The sequence below is a fragment of the Brevundimonas sp. genome, from assembly GCF_041919755.1.
Taxonomy (GTDB): domain Bacteria; phylum Pseudomonadota; class Alphaproteobacteria; order Caulobacterales; family Caulobacteraceae; genus Brevundimonas.
This window is the reverse complement of sequence record NZ_JAYRTD010000003.1, coordinates 323,686-340,239: the sequence shown is the minus strand read 5'-3', so window position 1 is coordinate 340,239 and position 16,554 is coordinate 323,686. Positions and strand designations below refer to the sequence as shown.

Annotated in this window: 18 protein-coding genes and 2 pseudogenes; 11 read left to right on the top strand and 9 right to left on the bottom strand. The window is 68.6% G+C overall.

The window, feature by feature from the left end; genetic code table 11:
• From ACE3TH_RS06715 to queE, 9 genes and pseudogenes are all read left to right on the top strand, one after another.
• A pseudogene (locus tag ACE3TH_RS06715) lies at window positions 1-547 on the top strand (P-type conjugative transfer protein TrbL); the annotation flags it as partial.
• Entirely contained in the window at window positions 547-1,230 is a 684-nt protein-coding gene (trbF, locus tag ACE3TH_RS06710; RefSeq protein ID WP_368925195.1) for a conjugal transfer protein TrbF, read from the top strand. The pseudogene ACE3TH_RS06715 and the gene trbF, both read left to right, overlap by 1 nt.
• The gene (locus ACE3TH_RS06705; RefSeq protein ID WP_374598539.1) at window positions 1,209-2,165 is read left to right on the top strand and encodes a TrbG/VirB9 family P-type conjugative transfer protein; all 957 of its coding nucleotides are present in this window, start codon (window positions 1,209-1,211) and stop codon (window positions 2,163-2,165) included. The genes trbF and ACE3TH_RS06705 overlap by 22 nt, the downstream gene beginning before the upstream one ends.
• The gene (locus tag ACE3TH_RS06700; protein ID WP_368925193.1) at window positions 2,162-3,331 is read left to right on the top strand and encodes a TrbI/VirB10 family protein; all 1,170 of its coding nucleotides are present in this window, start codon (window positions 2,162-2,164) and stop codon (window positions 3,329-3,331) included. The genes ACE3TH_RS06705 and ACE3TH_RS06700 overlap by 4 nt, the downstream gene beginning before the upstream one ends.
• Complete coding sequence (locus tag ACE3TH_RS06695) at window positions 3,328-3,840, top strand: S26 family signal peptidase (RefSeq protein ID WP_368925191.1); 513 nt, start codon at window positions 3,328-3,330, stop codon at window positions 3,838-3,840. The genes ACE3TH_RS06700 and ACE3TH_RS06695 overlap by 4 nt, the downstream gene beginning before the upstream one ends.
• Window positions 3,834-4,439: a lytic transglycosylase domain-containing protein gene (locus tag ACE3TH_RS06690; RefSeq protein WP_374598537.1), complete on the top strand. Its 606-nt coding sequence runs from the start codon at window positions 3,834-3,836 to the stop codon at window positions 4,437-4,439. Before ACE3TH_RS06695 ends, ACE3TH_RS06690 begins: the two co-directional genes overlap by 7 nt.
• Entirely contained in the window at window positions 4,436-4,717 is a 282-nt protein-coding gene (locus tag ACE3TH_RS06685; RefSeq protein WP_374598535.1) for a hypothetical protein, read from the top strand. The genes ACE3TH_RS06690 and ACE3TH_RS06685 overlap by 4 nt, the downstream gene beginning before the upstream one ends.
• Window positions 4,710-5,114, top strand: coding sequence for a helix-turn-helix transcriptional regulator (locus tag ACE3TH_RS06680; protein WP_368925187.1), 405 nt, complete (start codon window positions 4,710-4,712; stop codon window positions 5,112-5,114). Before ACE3TH_RS06685 ends, ACE3TH_RS06680 begins: the two co-directional genes overlap by 8 nt.
• 84 nt (window positions 5,115-5,198) lie before the next feature.
• Window positions 5,199-5,846, top strand: coding sequence for a 7-carboxy-7-deazaguanine synthase (gene queE / locus ACE3TH_RS06675; RefSeq protein WP_368925185.1), 648 nt, complete (start codon window positions 5,199-5,201; stop codon window positions 5,844-5,846).
• Between the two features lie 6 nt (window positions 5,847-5,852).
• Here the strand turns inward: queE and ACE3TH_RS06670 are convergent, their stop codons facing one another.
• The 4 genes and pseudogenes from ACE3TH_RS06670 to ACE3TH_RS06655 all read right to left on the bottom strand — a co-directional run.
• Window positions 5,853-6,791: a hypothetical protein gene (locus tag ACE3TH_RS06670; protein WP_368925184.1), complete on the bottom strand. Its 939-nt coding sequence runs from the start codon at window positions 6,789-6,791 to the stop codon at window positions 5,853-5,855.
• Window positions 6,788-6,979: a hypothetical protein gene (locus tag ACE3TH_RS06665; protein WP_374598532.1), complete on the bottom strand. Its 192-nt coding sequence runs from the start codon at window positions 6,977-6,979 to the stop codon at window positions 6,788-6,790. The genes ACE3TH_RS06670 and ACE3TH_RS06665 overlap by 4 nt, the downstream gene beginning before the upstream one ends.
• A gap of 46 nt (window positions 6,980-7,025) precedes the next feature.
• On the bottom strand, window positions 7,026-7,853 hold the full coding sequence (locus ACE3TH_RS06660) for a tyrosine-type recombinase/integrase (RefSeq protein ID WP_374598586.1): 828 nt from the start codon (window positions 7,851-7,853) through the stop codon (window positions 7,026-7,028).
• 231 nt (window positions 7,854-8,084) lie between these two features.
• Window positions 8,085-8,354, bottom strand: a pseudogene (locus ACE3TH_RS06655) (Arm DNA-binding domain-containing protein); the annotation flags it as partial.
• A gap of 634 nt (window positions 8,355-8,988) precedes the next feature.
• On the opposite strand from ACE3TH_RS06655, the gene ACE3TH_RS06650 reads away from it, so the two are divergent.
• Together ACE3TH_RS06650 and scpA are read left to right on the top strand one after the other, a co-directional pair.
• Window positions 8,989-10,389 (top strand): methylmalonyl-CoA mutase family protein, encoded by a 1,401-nt coding sequence (locus ACE3TH_RS06650; protein ID WP_374598530.1) that lies wholly within the window; start codon window positions 8,989-8,991, stop codon window positions 10,387-10,389.
• Window positions 10,386-12,530 (top strand): methylmalonyl-CoA mutase, encoded by a 2,145-nt coding sequence (gene scpA / locus ACE3TH_RS06645; RefSeq protein WP_374598528.1) that lies wholly within the window; start codon window positions 10,386-10,388, stop codon window positions 12,528-12,530. The genes ACE3TH_RS06650 and scpA overlap by 4 nt, the downstream gene beginning before the upstream one ends.
• On the opposite strand, the gene ACE3TH_RS06640 is transcribed toward scpA, so the two are convergent.
• The 5 genes from ACE3TH_RS06640 to motA form a co-directional block, all read right to left on the bottom strand.
• Window positions 12,527-12,940 (bottom strand): DUF6491 family protein, encoded by a 414-nt coding sequence (locus ACE3TH_RS06640; protein ID WP_374598526.1) that lies wholly within the window; start codon window positions 12,938-12,940, stop codon window positions 12,527-12,529. The two genes, scpA and ACE3TH_RS06640, sit on opposite strands and share 4 nt — an antisense overlap.
• A gap of 30 nt (window positions 12,941-12,970) precedes the next feature.
• Complete coding sequence (gene mnmC / locus ACE3TH_RS06635; RefSeq protein WP_374598524.1) at window positions 12,971-14,785, bottom strand: FAD-dependent 5-carboxymethylaminomethyl-2-thiouridine(34) oxidoreductase MnmC; 1,815 nt, start codon at window positions 14,783-14,785, stop codon at window positions 12,971-12,973.
• Window positions 14,782-15,117: a hypothetical protein gene (locus tag ACE3TH_RS06630; RefSeq protein WP_374598523.1), complete on the bottom strand. Its 336-nt coding sequence runs from the start codon at window positions 15,115-15,117 to the stop codon at window positions 14,782-14,784. Before ACE3TH_RS06630 ends, mnmC begins: the two co-directional genes overlap by 4 nt.
• Window positions 15,118-15,270: 153 nt before the next feature.
• Entirely contained in the window at window positions 15,271-15,552 is a 282-nt protein-coding gene (locus ACE3TH_RS06625) for a hypothetical protein (protein ID WP_374598521.1), read from the bottom strand.
• A 111-nt stretch (window positions 15,553-15,663) separates the two neighbouring features.
• Window positions 15,664-16,533: a flagellar motor stator protein MotA gene (gene motA, locus ACE3TH_RS06620; protein WP_374598519.1), complete on the bottom strand. Its 870-nt coding sequence runs from the start codon at window positions 16,531-16,533 to the stop codon at window positions 15,664-15,666.
• Window positions 16,534-16,554: the final 21 nt, after the last annotated feature.

Sequence of the window (16,554 nt, the reverse complement as noted above, 5' to 3'; positions counted from 1 at the left end):
AGCCGGTGTGGCCGGCGCGGGCGCGGCGGCGGGCGGCGGGGCGGCGCGCGTGGCCGGCCCGGCCCGCGCGGCGTCGGGATCGGGCCCGGCGCGGCCCTCCGCACCGCCGACGCCGACTGGCCCTACCGGCGCAGGCCCAGCCGGTCCGCCGCCGACGCCGCCGCGCCCGTCCAACGACAATCCCTCGCCGCGCGGGACGCGCGCCTGGGGCAGAGTGGCCGAACCGGCGCCGGCGCGCCTGGACGCGGAGCCCGCGCCTGCCGAACCTGCGCCCGCCGCGTCTCCGGAGACCGGATCTGGAGCCGGGTCGTCCGGGTCAGGAACGCGAGGACGGTCCGAGGCGAAGATCGCCCGGGAGGCGGAGGCCGCTCGCCAGGACTTCCATCGCGCGGCCGCCGGCGGATCGATCCCGGCGCAGCCCCGGCCGCCGGCCCGCTCCGCAGCCCTCCAGGCCTTCTTCGTCGCCAATGCGGGTCGGGGGCTGATGCCTTCGGCCGAGAGCAGCGGCGTCCTGTCCCCCACCTTGCGGACCGAGGAGCGTGACTGATGCATCCCTTCTTTCGACCCCGGCGCGTGCAGTCGTCCGCGCCCGAGGCGACGCCCTATCAGCGCGCCGGCCAGATCTGGGACGACCGCATGGGCCTGTCCCTCGCGCATGCCCGGAACTGGCGGCGGATCGCTCTGGCCAACCTCGCCCTGGCCGCCTTCCTCGGCGCCGGCTGGTGGGTGCAGGCCGACCGGGCGGTGGTGAAGCCCTTCGTGGTCGAGGTGTCCGACTGGGGCGAAACCCAGAGGATCACCGCCATCGGCGGTCGCTATGAACCAACAGAGGCCCAGGTCGGTCACGCCCTGTCGAACTGGATCCGCGACGTCCGGTCCAAGTCCATCGACCCGATCGTGATCCGCCAGAACTGGCTGCGGGCCTACGACCTGCTGAGCCCGCGCGCGGCGTCCTTCCTCAATGCCTGGGCCGCCGCCCACGACCCCTTCGCGGAGGTCGGGCGCGAGGCCGTGAATGTCGAGGTGCTCAATGTCGTGCGGCGCACCGAGCGCACCTACGACCTGCAATGGCGTGAGACCCGCTTCGTCAATGGCCAGCAGGCCGGCGCCGAACGCTGGCGCGCCCTGATCACGACCGGTCGTCAGCCGCCTCGCACGGAGGCCGAGCTGATGAAGAACCCCCTTGGACTGAAGATCGAGGACATCTCATGGACCCCCGACGCCTCCTGATCCTCGCCTGCGCGGGCCTTGGCCTGTCAGGCTGCGCGGTCTTGCGCGACACCCGTCCCGTCGAGCCGCCGGCCGGGGTCGCCAGACTGTCCGTCGATATCGAAGCCCCGGTGGCCGAGCGGCCGATGGAGATCGTCGAAGAACCGCTGGTCGTCACGGAGGCGGACACGGCCATGCCCTATGCCGCGGTTGAGCCGGAGGCTGACGATCGCCCCGCACCGGCCAGCGCTGTGGCGGACCGGCTCGAGAACGGCATGCAGGTCTTCGCCTGGACGCCTGGCCGCATCTATCCCGTCCGCGCGGCGCCCCTGCGTGTGACCACCCTGACCCTCGCTCCAGGCGAGGTGCTGGTCTCCAAGGCGGCCGGCGACACGGTGCGCTGGCAGATCGGCGAGGCGGCTTCGGGAGAGGGGGCGGGGCGTCGAACCCATGTTCTGCTCAAGCCCCTGCAGCGCGGCCTGGAGACCAATCTGGTCCTGACGACCAACCGGCGGGTCTATTTCCTCGACCTCAGGAGCGTGGGCGCCGACAGCTTCAACGCGGGGGTGGCCTGGGACGCCACGGCCTTCGAGGAGCCCGCGAGCGGCGTCGCGACCTGGACGGAACCGGCCCGCGTCGCTGATCCGGTGGTCGAACCGGAGGGGCCGCTTGACGCGCGCTATCGCATTGAACCGCAAGGCCGCCGCGCGCGCTGGACCCCGTCGTCGGTGTTCAACGATGGTCGCCGCACCTTCATCGCCTTTGACCCGGATCTCCAGATCGACGAAGCGCCGGCGCTGTTCGTGATCGCCGCGGATGGCGAGGCCCAGATGGTCAACTACCGGCAGTCCGGCGGCCTGTTCATCGTCGACCGGGTCTTCGACAGGGCCGAACTCCGTCTGGGCGACAGACGGCCCCAGGTCGTTCGCCTTCGTCGCATGGGGGGCGTGCGATGACCCGCGTCCCGGGGCACGACCCGTTCGAGCAGGCCGCCGCCCAACCCGGGGCCGCGACCAAGACGCCGCCGCCCGGACTGTCGATGCGGGCGCCGCGTCCCCCAGCCACCCGTCTGCGAAAGTCGGTGGTGCAGGTCATCGTCATCGGCGGCGTGATCCTGGTTTCCGGCTCGCTGGCCTGGGCCTTCGTGGTGCAACCCGAACTGAGAGAGAGCGCCCGGGCGCGCGCCGCGGAGGCGCGGGAGGACAGCGCCCAGGGCGTCGTGCGGCCCGCGGACTCGGTGACGGATCAACCGGCCAGCTATGACCGCCTTCCGCCGCCGCGTGGCGAAGCCCGCGAGACGCCGGCCGCGGAGGCCGGCGAGCCGATCTCGCCTCCGGTCAATGCCTACAGGTCGGCGACCCCGCCGTCCCGAACGGCGGACCGCGGCCCCAGTCCACGCGAACTCGCGGCGCGCTCCGGCCTGTTCTTCGAGTCCCCCACACAGACGGGCGGCGGGCGATCGCCGGAGGCCGGGGTCTCGGCGTCCCCGCGCGTCGAACGCGGAGATGTGGGCGCCATGTACAACGGGCACAGCCTGACCGCGCCCTTGTCGCCCTATGAACTGAAGGCCGGGGCGATCATCCCGGCCGCCATCCTGACCGGCGTGGACACCGAACGGGCCGGGCCTGTGGTCGCGACCGTGACCCAGAATGTGTTCGACACGGTCAGCGGCCGGCACCTCGTCCTGCCCCAGGGCACGCGACTGATCGGCCGCCATGAGGGAGACAGCGCCTATGGGGACCGCCGGGCCTTTCTCGTGTGGGATCGGCTGATCCTGCCCAATGGCAAGAGTCTTCTGCTCACCGAAGAGCCGGGTGTGGACGCCCAGGGCGCGGTCGGCGTCCGGGGCCAGGTCGATCGTCGCCTCCTGCCGCTGCTGGCCGGAACCCTCTTCGCCGGCGCCATAACCACCCTCGGCCAGATCGCCCGTGACGACGGCGATCGGGGCGGCGGGAGTTTCCTCGGCGACGCCGGCGACGCGGCCGCGATCGAGGGCGCCCAGGTGGGCGGCCGTCTGGTGGACCGTGAACTGCAGGTGCGGCCCTCGATCCGTCTGCGGCCTGGCGCGCCGGTCCGTGTGATGATCACACGCGATCTGATCCTGGAGCCGTACCAGCCATGAGATCGCCCCTCGACGCCCGAAGGTCCTGGGCCGCCCTGGGCGGAGCGATCCTGGGCGTGACCGGCCTCGGAGTGGCGGCGCATCACGCGCCGGCGCTGGCCCTGGTCAACGAAAGCCCGAGCGTGCCGCGCGGTCTGTATGTGCGGACGTTCGGCTCACAACCCGCGCGCGGCGCCATGGTCGCCGTGCCTCAGCCCCGTGCGGCCCGCCCCTATCTCGCCGCGCTCGGCATGCCATCGGACGTGCGCCTCCTGAAGCGGGCGGCGGCCATCGAGGGCGACCACGTCTGCCGCGCGGACGACCGGATCGAGGTCGGGGGGCGGTCGATCCGGGTCCGCCTCCAGGATGGCCGTGGGGCGGCCCTGCCCCAGTGGTCGGGGTGTCGACGGCTGGAGGCCGGAGAGGTCTTCCTGCTCGGCGACACGCCCGGGAGTTTCGACAGCCGGCATTTTGGACCCGTCCGCGTCTCCGACCTGGACGGGGTGTTTCGGGAGACCCTGACATGGTGAGGATGATGTCGGCCGTGGCGGCCGTGTGGATGTTGGCAGGGCCGGCGAGTGCGCAGTCCGTGGACTGGGCCCGGGCGGGGGGAGACCTGTTCGGTCGTCCCGCCGTTGAGGCTGCGGACCTCCGTGAGGACACGGGCGGTGTGACGCCCCGCCTGACGGAGTTGTCTCAACCCTATGCCGAGGCCATCGCGCGGGCGGCGGAGCGTCACGGGGTGGACGAGAAGCTTCTCCATGCCCTGGTGATCGTCGAGTCCGCCTATCGGCTAAACGCGGTGTCGCCGGCCGGTGCGGGCGGGCTGACCCAGTTGATGCCCGGGACGGCGGCGGATCTGGGCGTCCGGGATCGGTTCGACGTCGAGCAAAACCTGTCGGGCGGAGCGGATTATCTCGCCCGGCAGTTGATCCGGTTCGGCGATCTTCGGCTGGCGCTGGCGGCCTACAACTCGGGCCCCGGGCGCGTGGCGCGGCTGGGTCGGATCCCCGATATTGAGGAGACCCGGAACTACGTCGTCAGCGTGATCGACTGCTACCTGGCTCTGACCGCCGGACGAGGCGTGCGAAACGCGCCGCAGTGCCGGTCGCCGGAGGCGGCCTGGTGATCCCCGTGCCGGAAGAGGTCGGCGTCGAGGTCGCCGATGGCGATGAGGATCTCCTGACCCGCAAGGAGGCGTCAGCCTTCCTCGCCCAGTTCGGAATCCGCCTGAAGCCGGAGACCCTCGCGCGGATCTGGTCGACCGGCGGCGATGGCCCGCCGTGCCGCCACATACGTAATAAGCCGTACTATCCTCGCGGCGTTCTTCGGGACTGGGCGCGCTCCCAGATCGGCGAGCTGCGGCCCGCCGCGCCCGCGGCGGCCCAGGCGCGACGTCATGGATGAGTTGAACGCGCGACCGCCCTCGCCCCCGGAACTGGAAGACCGCATCCTGCCCTGGTCGCAGGTCAAGGTGATCTCCGGGCTCAGCCGCACGACGGTCTGGCGTCTGCAGAAGACAGGCGACTTCCCGGCATCCGTCCAGGTCTCGCCCAATCGGGTGGGCTGGTGGCAGAGCGAGATCCTCGAGTGGCGGCGCAGCCGGCTGCCGCGACGCCTGCCCGAACCCCGGCGCGTCCCGAAGGTCATCGAGGATCGTCCAGAGCCGACGACTCGTTTGCTGCACGGGGCCCCGACACGGACGACGCAGGTCGAGGCGAGCGATCCGGTCGAGGCGGCCGGGCCAGTCCGCAAGCGACGCAAGCCGTCGCAATGCCAGAACCAGACCGCCTTCGATTTCTGAGCGTCGACGACCGCGACGTGATAGCCATCGTGAGGATTGGACGCGCCGATTCCTGCGAAGTCCAAAGCCCTGTACCGAGACCGCGTGACCCTCTCCCGCACCTACTCAGCCAAGGAAGTCTTCCTGACCGTTCAGGGAGAGGGCGGCCAGGCCGGTCGTACTGCGGTCTTCCTGCGCTTCGCGGGCTGCAACCTCTGGAGCGGGCTGGAGCGGAACCGTCTCTCCGCGATCTGCACCTTCTGCGACACCAACTTCGTGGGTACGGACGGCGATGGCGGTGGCAAGTTTCGCTCGCCCGAGGCGATGGCGGCCCATGTCGCCTCGATGTGGCGGGGACGCGACGGAGATCCGAAACTGGTCGTCTGCACCGGCGGGGAGCCGCTCATGCAACTGGACCGCCTGCTCATCGACGCCCTGCATGAGGCTGGCTTCGAAATCGCCATCGAGACCAACGGCACCCTGGCGGCGCCGGACGGGATCGACTGGATCTGCGTCAGCCCCAAGGCCGACGCACCGGTCGTCCAGACGTCGGGCCAGGAACTGAAGCTGGTCTTCCCGCAGGACAAGGCCATGCCTGACCGGTTCGAGCACCTGGCGTTCGAGCGCTTCTGGCTTCAGCCGATGGATGGCCCGGACCAGGCCGCCAATACGGCGGCGGCCATCGAGTATTGCCTCGCTCACCCGAAATGGCGGCTCAGCGTCCAGACCCACAAATACATCGGCGTCCGCTAGCCGCCGTCAGCGCTTCCCGGTCGGTTTGCGCGGCGGTCGACGTCTCTTCACCGCCGGCTTTGGGTCCACCGACACCGTCGCCGGCACGATGGGCTCTCCGTCGGCCAGGTCGTCATCGTTCTCGTCGACCTCGAACTCGCCCTCGGCCTCCATCCGGTCGTACTCGGCCTGGGTCAGGGCGCGGGGATCGAGGAAGGCGCGGAACGCGATGTTCTTGATGTGCGCGCCCTCGATGGTCAGCACATTGATGAGATCCGAGGACTTGGCCTCGATGGGCTCCGGCTTCCGCCGCGCAGAGTTGCTCTCCATCTGGACAACGAACGGCTCAACATCCTTCAACACGACCACGCGGATCTCCCCGGACGGGGACTGGCGCATGTCGATGAGCGAGCCTTCGTAGCCCAGAAGGTTTCCATCCTTTTCGGTGTCGGTCAGCACATAGGCGGTGAACACATGAGCCTTGGTGTCCGCGCCGCGCAGCACCTCGTCCGCCCACCCGTAGACCGTGGCGCGCATCAGGCCGGTCCGGTTGACGACCAGCATGGCCAGAAGTCCGAACAGGAAGCCGACGAAGCCGATGATCAGAAGGATGGTGAAAAGCCAGGCGACCCCGCCAGAACTCAATTCACCCGGGGGAGGCGAATTGGTGCCGCTCGCGGCCAGGATCTGGCGGAGGTCGAGGATCGTCTCGTAGGGGTTTGGGTCGAAGCCGACGGCGAAACAGGGACCGTGACCGCAGTAGAGGTCCATGCCCGCGAACAGCCATGCGAACAGGGCATGGCAGAGCAATGCCCCGATCGACACCAAAGCCAGGGCGTGGATCGAACCGGGCTCGGCGGGGGCGGGTCGGAAGGGCGCGCGTCCACCAGTGTAGACGCCGGCGAACATTCCCAAGCCCGGCGCCAGCAGAAACAGCGCCAGGATCAGATTGAAGGTGAGGCTCACCGCTCGCCGGAGGCGACTTTATGGTCCTGCGGGGAAGCGCGTTCGCGGTCCTCTCGCTTGACCTGCAACACCATGACGCCGTGCTTGTTCGGCCGGCTCTGGCGACGCACCTCGGTCCAGCTGCCGAACTCCCGGACAAGCTTCGATCCGGTGTCGAGGGACTCTCGCGAGTTGAGTTTCATGGACAAGATATGGCTCTCTTTCGTCACGAGGGCAATCAGGCCCCGGTTTCGATCACTGCGAGGCGGCCCCGAACCAGCCGAGCGCGGGCGGGGGGGCTTCATGGGCGCGCTCGAGACCGGCGAGATGGTCACCCCAGATCTCCAGCGCTCGATGCTTCTCCGGCAGGTAGCTGTAGCGGTCGTAGACGCTGGTCGCCGCCGCGCCCTCCTTGATTGTGTGCCCGAGGATCAGGCCGGCCAGCATGCGGTTCACATGATAGCGTCCGATCAGGGTGGTCGCGCCGGAACGACGGAAGTCGTGTGGCGAGCCTTTCGGCAGGTCGTACCGCTCGCAAATGCGGGCGACCGATCGGGTCAGAAGGCGCGGCTCCATGGCGACCCCGTCCTTACGGGTAGCGGGAAACACCACGCTGCCGGTGGGGTGACGCGCACGAACCTTGCGAAGCACTTCGACCATGCGCGCCGTCAGGGGGACCACGTGAATGTGCTGGGCCTTGGCTCGCCCCGCGGGGATCGTCCACGTTCCGGCGCGCAGATCGAACTCATTCCATCGCGCCTCCGCCACCTCTGACCGACGTGTCAGGGTCAGCAGCAGGAATTGAAGGGCCAGTGCTGTCGTTGGCGAGATCGCGTTGAACGCCTCACCCGTCAGCGGACCTATCGGCCTGGCTTCGGCGGCGCCCTCGATGACTTCCCAGATCACCTTTAGGGATTGGTCCGAGAACATGCGGTCCCGGGAGGTCAAAGCCAGAGGCCTGGCCTGGCCCAGCGCGGGGTTCGACTCCAGCTTCTCCTCCTGGACCGCGTACTGAAGGATGGACTGAAGGACCGCACCCACGGACGCCAGACTGGCTGGCGCAAGATCAGTTGTGTCGGTCATCTCCTTCATGAAAAGCCGAATGTCGCGTCTCTTGAGGTCGCGGTAGAAGCGTTGGCCGAGCTTGGGGCGGATGTGGTTGTCCCACCATCCACGCTCGGTCCTGATGGTGCTTTCGCGTTTGGGCCGGCGCCGACCGCCGTGCAGACCCCGCTTTGCCGCGGACCAGTAAGACTCGGCGAGCTCGGCCAGGGTTTCGCCCGTGCGAGCCTCCAGACGTCTCTGCGCGCGCTCGGCCGCGGGATCACTTCCATCCTGAACGGCGACGCGATTTTCTCCTGCGCGCACTCTCGCCTGCGCGAGGCTCAGTTCAGGCCATGTCCCGATCCCCAGTCTTCGCCGGGAGCCGGAATCGCAGGTGTATCGCAGCTCGAAATTCCGTGTCCCGGTCGGAAAGACCCGTACGTAGAGGCCACGGGCATCTCCAATCGCGACCTCGTATACCCGTGAAAGTGGCTTCAGCGCTGAGATCTGGCGGTCTGTGGTCACAGTCGTGGTCGGCATCGAACCCTCCGTGTTCCGTACACCCGAGAGACGTGTCTGAAGGCCCCGAACCCTGATGAGCCCGGACCGAAAAACACTCAGAGCATTGTCCCGGCGGTATCGCGCAAACCCAGCGATGGGAACCCAATGCATTGAATATATTCGGCTTTGAAACCGCCTGAGACGGCGTGAAACGCGCTGGCCGCAATAGCCTACGGCCATCGACGGGTTCTCAGATGAAGTGAAGCGCCGGGAAACGACGGCCGTCCGAGCCTTCCCGGAATGCATCAAAAATCGACGCTGGCTCGGATGCTCATGGCATGCCGAAATTCGGAAGATGAGCGTTTTCAGCGCTTTAATTATAGTGGTCCGTCGCCCTGGTCCGAAAATCTAGTGGGGCGCTAGTGGGGCAGAGAATGCAGAACTCGGTGCAATTTCCCGAACAGCCGCGAAACGCGATTTTGAAACAACTTATTGAAATTGTGAGAAAATGTTACGCGGAGAAACGAGCTGCACTCAAGCTTGGCCGCGTTGACATCGTAGGGGTCACAGGTTCAATCCCTGTCGCGTCCACCATCGCCTCCTCGCATCACTGACGTCCGGTTCGGCCTTCTGCGGGCTGGACCCGCTCGCGCGTGCGAGGCAATGAAGCGGCATGGCGAACCTGTTCGAGACCCCCTCCCCCGACCAATGGCGTGCGCTGGCCCAGAAGGCGCTCAAGGACCGGCCTCTGGAGAGCCTGGTCCATCTGGATGCGGACCAGCTGGTGGTGCGGCCCCTCTATGCTGAGGCGACGACGGTCGAGCCCATCTTCGCGCCACGCCCGTCGGATGCGGAGGGCCGGGCCTGGGACTTGCGGACGCTTGTCGAGGGCGATGCGCCGGGCGCCGTCAATGCGGCGGTGCTGACCGATCTCACGGGTGGGGCTGCTTCGGTGATAATGAAAGGCGCGATCCTGAACGACAGCGAGCCGTTGGCCCGCGCGCTGGACGGCGTCGCGCTGGAACTGGCAGCGGTCGGGCTGGATGCGGGTCTGGACGGGCCGGATGCGGCCAATGCCCTGGCGGTGGTGGGCAAGGGCTCGCCGCGCGCGAAACTGATGTTCCATCTGGACCCCCTGTCCGCCTTTGCCGCGGCGGGGGCGTCGCCGCGCCCCATTGAGGCGCATCTGGAACTGGCGGCTAACACGGCGGCGCGGCATGCTGGGGCCTATCCGGACGCCAGCCTGTTCATGGCCGGCGGGCGCGTGGTGCATGAGACGGGCGGCTCCATCGCCCAGGAGCTGGCCTTCGTCCTCGCCAATGCCGTGGCCCTGGCCAGGTCGGCGACCGATGCGGGCATGACGGCCGAGGCCGCGCTCCGGGCGACCGTTATGGGCGTGTCAGTCGACGCCGAATACTTCGACGGCCTCGCCAAGGTGCGGGCCCTGCGCATGCTGTGGAAGACGCTGACGGGAGCCTTTGGATTCGACGCCCCCGCCACGATCGAGGCGCGATCGTCGCGGCGGATGCTGAGCCGGCTCGATCCCTGGCCCAATCTTCTGCGGCTGACGGCGGCGGGCTTTGCGGGCGCAGTCGGCGGGGCGGATGCCGTGGTGATCGATGCCTTTTCACGCGCGGCCGGACGGCCCGACGCCTTTGCCCGGCGTCAGGCGCGCAACACCCAGCTGGTGCTGATGGAGGAGGCCAATCTGGGGCGGGTGGACGATCCGGCCTCCGGCTCCTGGTACCTCGACGCCCGCACCCGCGACCTCGCCGAGGCGGCCTGGGCCGAGTTCCAGATCATCCAAGCCGAGGGCGGTCTGGTCGAGGCCCTGAAGGGCGGACTGATCCAGCCGCGCGTCGCCCGGGCACGGGCCCTGCGCGAACAGGCGCTGACCAATGGCTCGGCCCAGATCGTGGGCGTGACCAAATACGTCGATCCCGAGCCGCGTCCGGTCCCCGTCGCAGATGAGCCGATCACCTCGGCCCATGGCGGCGGTGACACCTGCGAGCCCCTCACGCCCATCCGCTTCGCCGCCGTCTTCGAGACGCGAGACACGGGAGAGACGCAATGAACTTCCCCGATTTCTCCCGCGTCGTTCTCGACACCTCCGCCACGGGCACCGGGCCCGAGCGCGACGCCTGGCGCACGCCCGAGGGGCTGACCGTCGCGACTGCCTATGACGCCAGCGCCGTGGAAGGACTGGACTTCATCCACGGCCTGCCCGGCATCGCGCCTTATGTGCGGGGCCCCTATCCGACCATGTATGCGGGCAATCCCTGGACGATCCGCCAGTATGCGGGCTTCTCCACCGCCGAGGCATCGAACGCCTTCTATCGCCGCAACCTGGCGGCGGGGCAGAAGGGGCTGTCCATCGCCTTCGACCTGGCCACGCACCGGGGCTATGACAGCGACCATCCGCGCGTGGCGGGCGACGTCGGCATGGCCGGGGTCGCGATCGATTCCATCCTTGACATGCGCACCCTGTTCGACGGCATTCCGCTGGATCAGATGTCCGTCTCAATGACGATGAACGGCGCGGTCCTGCCGATCCTGGCGCTCTATGTCGTGGCGGCGGAGGAGCAGGGCGTGCCTCATGCCGCCCTGACCGGCACGATCCAGAACGATGTGCTCAAGGAGTTCATGGTCCGGAACACCTACATCTATCCGCCCGCGCCCTCGATGCGGATCATCGCCGACATCTTCGCCTGGACAGCCGAGGAGACGCCCAAGTTCAACTCCATCTCCATCTCCGGCTATCACATGCAGGAGGCGGGGGCGTCGGCCGATATCGAGCTGGCCTACACCCTGGCCGACGGGCTGGAATACATCCGGGCGGGTGTCGATGCGGGCATGGCGGTGGACCGGTTCGCGCCGCGCCTCAGCTTCTTCTGGGCTATCGGCATGAACTACTTCATGGAGGTGGCCAAGATGCGCGCGGGCCGCCTTCTGTGGGCCGAGGCGGTCAAGGCCGAGTTCGGCGCGACCGACCCGAGGTCGCTGTCCCTGCGCGCCCATTGCCAGACCTCGGGCTGGTCGCTGGCGGCCCAGGATGTGTTCAACAATGTGCCGCGCACCATGGTCGAGGCCATGGCGGCGGCGGGCGGTCAGACGCAGAGCCTGCACACCAACGCCTTGGACGAGGCCCTGGCCCTGCCGACGGATTTCTCGGCCCGGATCGCGCGCAATACCCAGATCCTGCTGCAGATGGAGACCGGGCTGACCCGCGTCATCGATCCCTGGGGTGGCAGCTACTATGTCGAGCGGCTTACCCACGAACTGGCCGAGCGGGCACGGGCCCACATGGCCGAAGTGCGTGAACTGGGCGGCATGGCCAAGGCGATCGAGGCGGGCATCCCCAAGCTGCGGATCGAAGAGTCGGCGGCAAAGACTCAGGCTCGGATCGACACGGGCCAGCAGACGGTCGTGGGCGTGAACCGCTATCTGAACGACACCCTCGACGACATTCCAATGCTGAAAGTCGACAATGCCGAGGTCCGCGCCCGCCAGATCGAGAAGCTGCAGAAGCTGCGGGCCGAACGCGACGAGGCGAAGACGCAGGCCGCGCTGAATGCCCTGACCGAAGGGGCGCGGGGCAAGGCCAATCTGATGGAGCTGTCCGTTCAGGCGGCTCGCGCCCATGCGACGGTCGGCGAGATTTCAGACGCGCTGGAAGCCGCCTTCGGTCGCCATGTCGCCAGAGTCCAGACTGTCCAGGGTGTCTATGCGAAGGAGGCCGGGGAAAATCCAAAGGTATCCAAAGCCCGCGACATGGTCGCCGCCTTCGTCGAGAACGACGGCGGGCCGCCGCGCATCCTGATCGCCAAGCTGGGTCAGGACGGTCACGACCGGGGCCAGAAAGTGGTCGCCACCGCCTATGGCGACCTGGGGCTGGAGGCTGTCGCCGGACCCCTGTTCCAGACCCCGGCCGAGGCCGCGCGCGACGCCGTGGCCAATAACGTTCACGTGGTCGGAGCCTCCTCCCTGGCCGCCGGCCACCTGACGCTGGTGCCGGAGCTGAAGGCCGAGCTGGAAAAGCTGGGGCGGCCGGACATCATGATCACCGTCGGCGGGGTGATCCCGCCAGGCGACGTCCAGACCCTGATCGAAATGGGGGCCGCCGCCGTCTATCCGCCTGGCTCCGTCATCGCCGATACGGCCATCGACCTGATCGAAAAGCTGAACCAGCGGCTGGGCTACGCCCAGAAGGGTTAGGGTCTGTAGGCAGCGGGCAGGGCCTCGACCTCTTCCGCCGTCAGTCGCTTGCTGATCCGCACGCGGCAGACACTGGCGGGCGTTGTCGATCCCGGCACGACCAGACGCGCCCAGTCGTCGGTGCACAAACGGCTGCCGCTCAGGCCTGCGCCATCTGGCAGGATGGCCAGCCGATAGGCGAAATCCAGATCGTTGCATCCGCCCGCGGCATCCAGCCGATACACATCATTGCGTCCGACCTTCAGATAGACCTCGCTGATCCGGCCCTGACGGAAGTTGTCGACTTGGCTGACGTCAAAACACTGTCGCTCGGGCCGGCTCCCGGACGCCGACGGCCCCACGTCGCCCGACGTGGGCGCACAGGCCGCGAGCAGGGACGGGATCATCATGGCGATTGCGGCGATACGCATGGCTCACTCCTCGACAGCCCCCGCTGTCGATCAAGCCTCGGACTTTGTCGTCTGTTCCGCAAGAGGCGGCGTAGCCCGGTGGCGCGCCGGCGACACACGGATGGCCAGATCGCGCGGCAGGGGCGACGGCGTGTCGGTGACGAGGGCTGCGACATGCTCCGCCAGCAGCGGGGCGACGCAGAACCCGCGTGAGCCCAGCCCGCCCAGCACATACAGGTCCTCTGTTCCGGGCACCGCCCCCGCCAGCGGCAGGCGGTCGGGCGTCGTGGCGCGGACGGCGGCGCGGCTGTGGATCGTCGGGGGTAGAGCCTGACACGCGTGAGGCAGGCGAGCCGCCAGGGTCGCCAGATTGCGAGCCGTGTCCTCCGCCGAAGTGATCGTGTCCGTGCGCCCGCGATCGTGCGTCGCGCCGAACAGAACCCCGCGCCCGGTCGGCACCCGATAACCGCCCCAGGCGACTGCGGGCACCTTCAAGGCGTCGTCCTCGGCCCAGTCGGCCTGGCCTCGCACGGGGGCCAGTAACAGATCGGCAGAGAGGGCGGCATTGCCCCATCCGGCGGCAAGAACCACGACGTCAGCCTCCAGCACGACCTCTCCAGCATCGGATAGCAGGCACCAGCGCCCGTCCGCCCGCTGAATGTCGGAAATGGTCGCGGTCAGGCGGTCGCCCGTCCCAAGCCAGATTTCGAGCACAGGCGCAGGCCGCACCGCCAGCGCCGAGGCCATCATCAGTCCACCGCTGTCGACCGCCTCGCCCAGATGCGCCGATGCGGTGGTCGCATCCACCACCGTCATCGCGCCCGCAGGCCAGATCGGCTGCTCCGCGATCTTGCGAAAGCGGGCCCCGTCGCGGGCAGCCTGTTCCAGCTGCAGTACGCTTTTCGCCACCACAGCCCCTTCGATCTGGCCGTAGAGGTCGCCCGCCCGCTCCAGCGCCTGGGCGTGAAGGGCGGCAATGTCGAGATCGCCCGCGTCCAGCCGGGGTGTGACGAGAGCGGCCGGAAAGCCCGATCCGCCCGCGCCCGCCGCCTCGGCCTCCATCACGGTCACGCGATAACCCAGGGCGGCGAAGGCTCGCGCCAGGGCGGCCCCCGCGATGCCCGCGCCGATCACGGCGACGCTCGGGACTGGCTGCCCTGGTGTCTCGCCCGGCAGCCGCGCCTCCAGCCGCTCGCGCTTGCGGCCGTGACCGGGCCTTTTATCGACCTGAAAGCCGCGTTCGGACAGGCCGCGCCGCACAGCCCCCGCGACCGTGAAAGTGGCGACCCGCGCTCCCGGCGCAGACCGTGCCGCGATGGCGTCCATCACCGCGTCCGACCACATGCCGGGATTGGTCGAGGGCGCGAACCCGTCCAGGAACCAGGCGTCGGCCTGTCCCGACCATTGGTCCAGGGCCCACGCCGCATCCCCGATGGCGAGATCCAGGGTCGCGCCGAACTCGGACAGGTCCAACCGGTGGAATCCCGGCGTGCCGGACGGCCAGCGGTCCAGCAGGGCTTCGGTGATCTCCGCCACCTCGGGCCAGGCTATGAGAGCGCGCGAGGCCTCCTCGCGGCTCAGCGGAAAGCCCTCGACGGAGAAGATGTGTAGATGACCTCCGGCGGGACGCTCGCGTCGCCACTGGTCCAGCAGGGCCACGATATTCAGCCCGGTCCCGAACCCGAGTTCCGCCACGGTAAAATGCCGCCGCCTCGCCCAGGCCTCTGGCAGGCCGCATCCGGCCAGGAAGACCGCCCGGCTCTCGGCCAGGCCATCCTCTTTCGAGAAATAGACGTCATGGAACCGGCCCGAGCGTGGTGAGCCGTCCTCGGCCCAGAGCAGCCGGGGCGAGCGGTCGTCGCTCAATGGCCCGACGTGTGCGGAGCGGCGGCTGCAGGCGCTGCCGGGGTCGGGGTCGCATGATCGCCCGATGCCGTGTCGTGATCCGCACCAGGCGCGTCAGAGGCGGGCGGGGCGCTCGCCGGGACCGGGGCGGCGGGCGCCTCGGCGGCGGCGCGGGCGTCGGCGACAGCCTGTTCCATGGTGACGACCTCTTCCGCCGGTGCCTCGGCATGGTCGCCGTCCGCCGCCTCGGCCGAATGCGCCTCCGTCGCGACCTCTTCGGCCGGTTTGCTGCATGCGGCGATCGCCAGTACGGCGACGAACGTCACGGACAGGGCGGCGCGAGGCAGGCGCATGGATCGGGTCTCTGTCAGTTGGAAGGCGAGCGCCACGACTATCAGACAATCGGTGCGGTCGCACCGTCTGGCCACGGCCTCGTCCAACGAAAAAGGGCCACCCGCGAGGGCGACCCTTTCAACCGTTCGGCCTAAAAGCCGATGTCGCTCGTCTTACTGAGCCGGGGCCGGAGCCGGGGCCATGGCGCCTTCGGTCGCGGGAGCCGGCGTGGTGGCCGGAGCCATCGCGCCTTCGGCGGTGGCGGCAGCGGCGTCGGCCGTTGCAGCGGCGGCTTCGGTGGTGGCTTCGGCGGCCTCAGACGTCGCGGCGGCGGCGGCCTCGGTCGCGTCGGCGGCGGCTTCATTGGCGTCGGCGGCCTTGTCTTCGGCGGCGGGGGTGCAGGCGGCGAGGGCCAGAGCGGCGACCGAAGCAGCGACCAGAGCGGTAATGCGCATGATGTTTAGCCTTTCAGAAGGTTATGCGGGATCAGACGCCCCCGCGAGGGGGAGTGAACGCCAAGGCTGACCGTCAGGCAAGCGAAATTATCACGCGTTCGTGAACGCCGATCACGCCGCCGCAGGTGCGGCCGAGAGGGCCTCTTCCATCTCGGCGAAGGACGGCTGGGCCGTCGACGGAATGTCGCCGCGACCGATCTCGATCGAGATCTGGGCGGCGTTTCCGTGCAGATGGGCCACCAGCACCGAGCGGATGATCTTGTAATAGGAGGCGTCGTCGTCGACGAGCTGCTGCAGGCGCGCCGCCAGCGGCCCCACCAGACCATAGGCCAGGAACACACCCAGGAAAGTGCCGACCAGCGCGCCCCCGATCATGCCGCCCAGAACCTCCGGCGGCTCGGTGATCGCGGCCATGGTCTTGATCACCCCCAGCACGGCGGCGACGATGCCCAGGGCCGGCAGGGCGTCGGCCATGTGCTGCAGCGCGTGTGCGGGCCCCAGCGCCTCGTGGTGGTGCTTCTCCAGCTGCTTTTCCATGACGTCCTCGATCTGGTGAGGATCTTCCAGGTTCATGGTCATCATCCGCAGGGTGTCGCAGATGAAGTCGGTCGCGAAATGGTCCTTCAGCACCTTGGGGTACTGCTGGAAAATGGTGCTCTCGCCGGGCTTTTCGATATGGCTTTCCAAGGCGATGACGCCCTTGGACTTCATCGTCTTGGTCAGCTGGAACAGCAGGGACAGCAGGTCCTTGTAATCCTGCTTCTTCCACTTGGGTCCGGCGAAGATGCGCCCGAAGCTGCCGGCGACGCCCTTGAGGGTCGCGGGTGAGTTGGACATCAGCAGGGCCGCGACGGCCGCCCCGCCGATCATCATCATCTCATAGGGCAGGGAGTGAAGGATGACCCCCATCTTGCCGCCGGCGATCGTATAGCCGCCGAACACCATGCCGAAGAGCACGACGATACCGATGATCTGAAACATGAGGCAGGCGCATCCTGGCAG

Excerpts from the sequence above, each read along its gene's own strand:
- trbF (WP_368925195.1), top strand. The coding sequence starts at position 547 with ATGCATCCCTTCTTTCGACCCCGGCGCGTGCAGTCGTCCGCGCCCGAG.
- ACE3TH_RS06705 (WP_374598539.1), top strand. The coding sequence starts at position 1,209 with ATGGACCCCCGACGCCTCCTGATCCTCGCCTGCGCGGGCCTTGGCCTG.
- ACE3TH_RS06700 (WP_368925193.1), top strand. The coding sequence starts at position 2,162 with ATGACCCGCGTCCCGGGGCACGACCCGTTCGAGCAGGCCGCCGCCCAA.
- ACE3TH_RS06695 (WP_368925191.1), top strand. The coding sequence starts at position 3,328 with ATGAGATCGCCCCTCGACGCCCGAAGGTCCTGGGCCGCCCTGGGCGGA.
- ACE3TH_RS06690 (WP_374598537.1), top strand. The coding sequence starts at position 3,834 with ATGGTGAGGATGATGTCGGCCGTGGCGGCCGTGTGGATGTTGGCAGGG.
- ACE3TH_RS06680 (WP_368925187.1), top strand. The coding sequence starts at position 4,710 with ATGGATGAGTTGAACGCGCGACCGCCCTCGCCCCCGGAACTGGAAGAC.
- ACE3TH_RS06660 (WP_374598586.1), bottom strand. The coding sequence starts at position 7,853 with ATGACCGACACAACTGATCTTGCGCCAGCCAGTCTGGCGTCCGTGGGT.
- ACE3TH_RS06650 (WP_374598530.1), top strand. The coding sequence starts at position 8,989 with ATGGCGAACCTGTTCGAGACCCCCTCCCCCGACCAATGGCGTGCGCTG.
- scpA (WP_374598528.1), top strand. The coding sequence starts at position 10,386 with ATGAACTTCCCCGATTTCTCCCGCGTCGTTCTCGACACCTCCGCCACG.
- ACE3TH_RS06640 (WP_374598526.1), bottom strand. The coding sequence starts at position 12,940 with ATGCGTATCGCCGCAATCGCCATGATGATCCCGTCCCTGCTCGCGGCC.
- ACE3TH_RS06630 (WP_374598523.1), bottom strand. The coding sequence starts at position 15,117 with ATGCGCCTGCCTCGCGCCGCCCTGTCCGTGACGTTCGTCGCCGTACTG.
- ACE3TH_RS06625 (WP_374598521.1), bottom strand. The coding sequence starts at position 15,552 with ATGCGCATTACCGCTCTGGTCGCTGCTTCGGTCGCCGCTCTGGCCCTC.
- motA (WP_374598519.1), bottom strand. The coding sequence starts at position 16,533 with ATGTTTCAGATCATCGGTATCGTCGTGCTCTTCGGCATGGTGTTCGGC.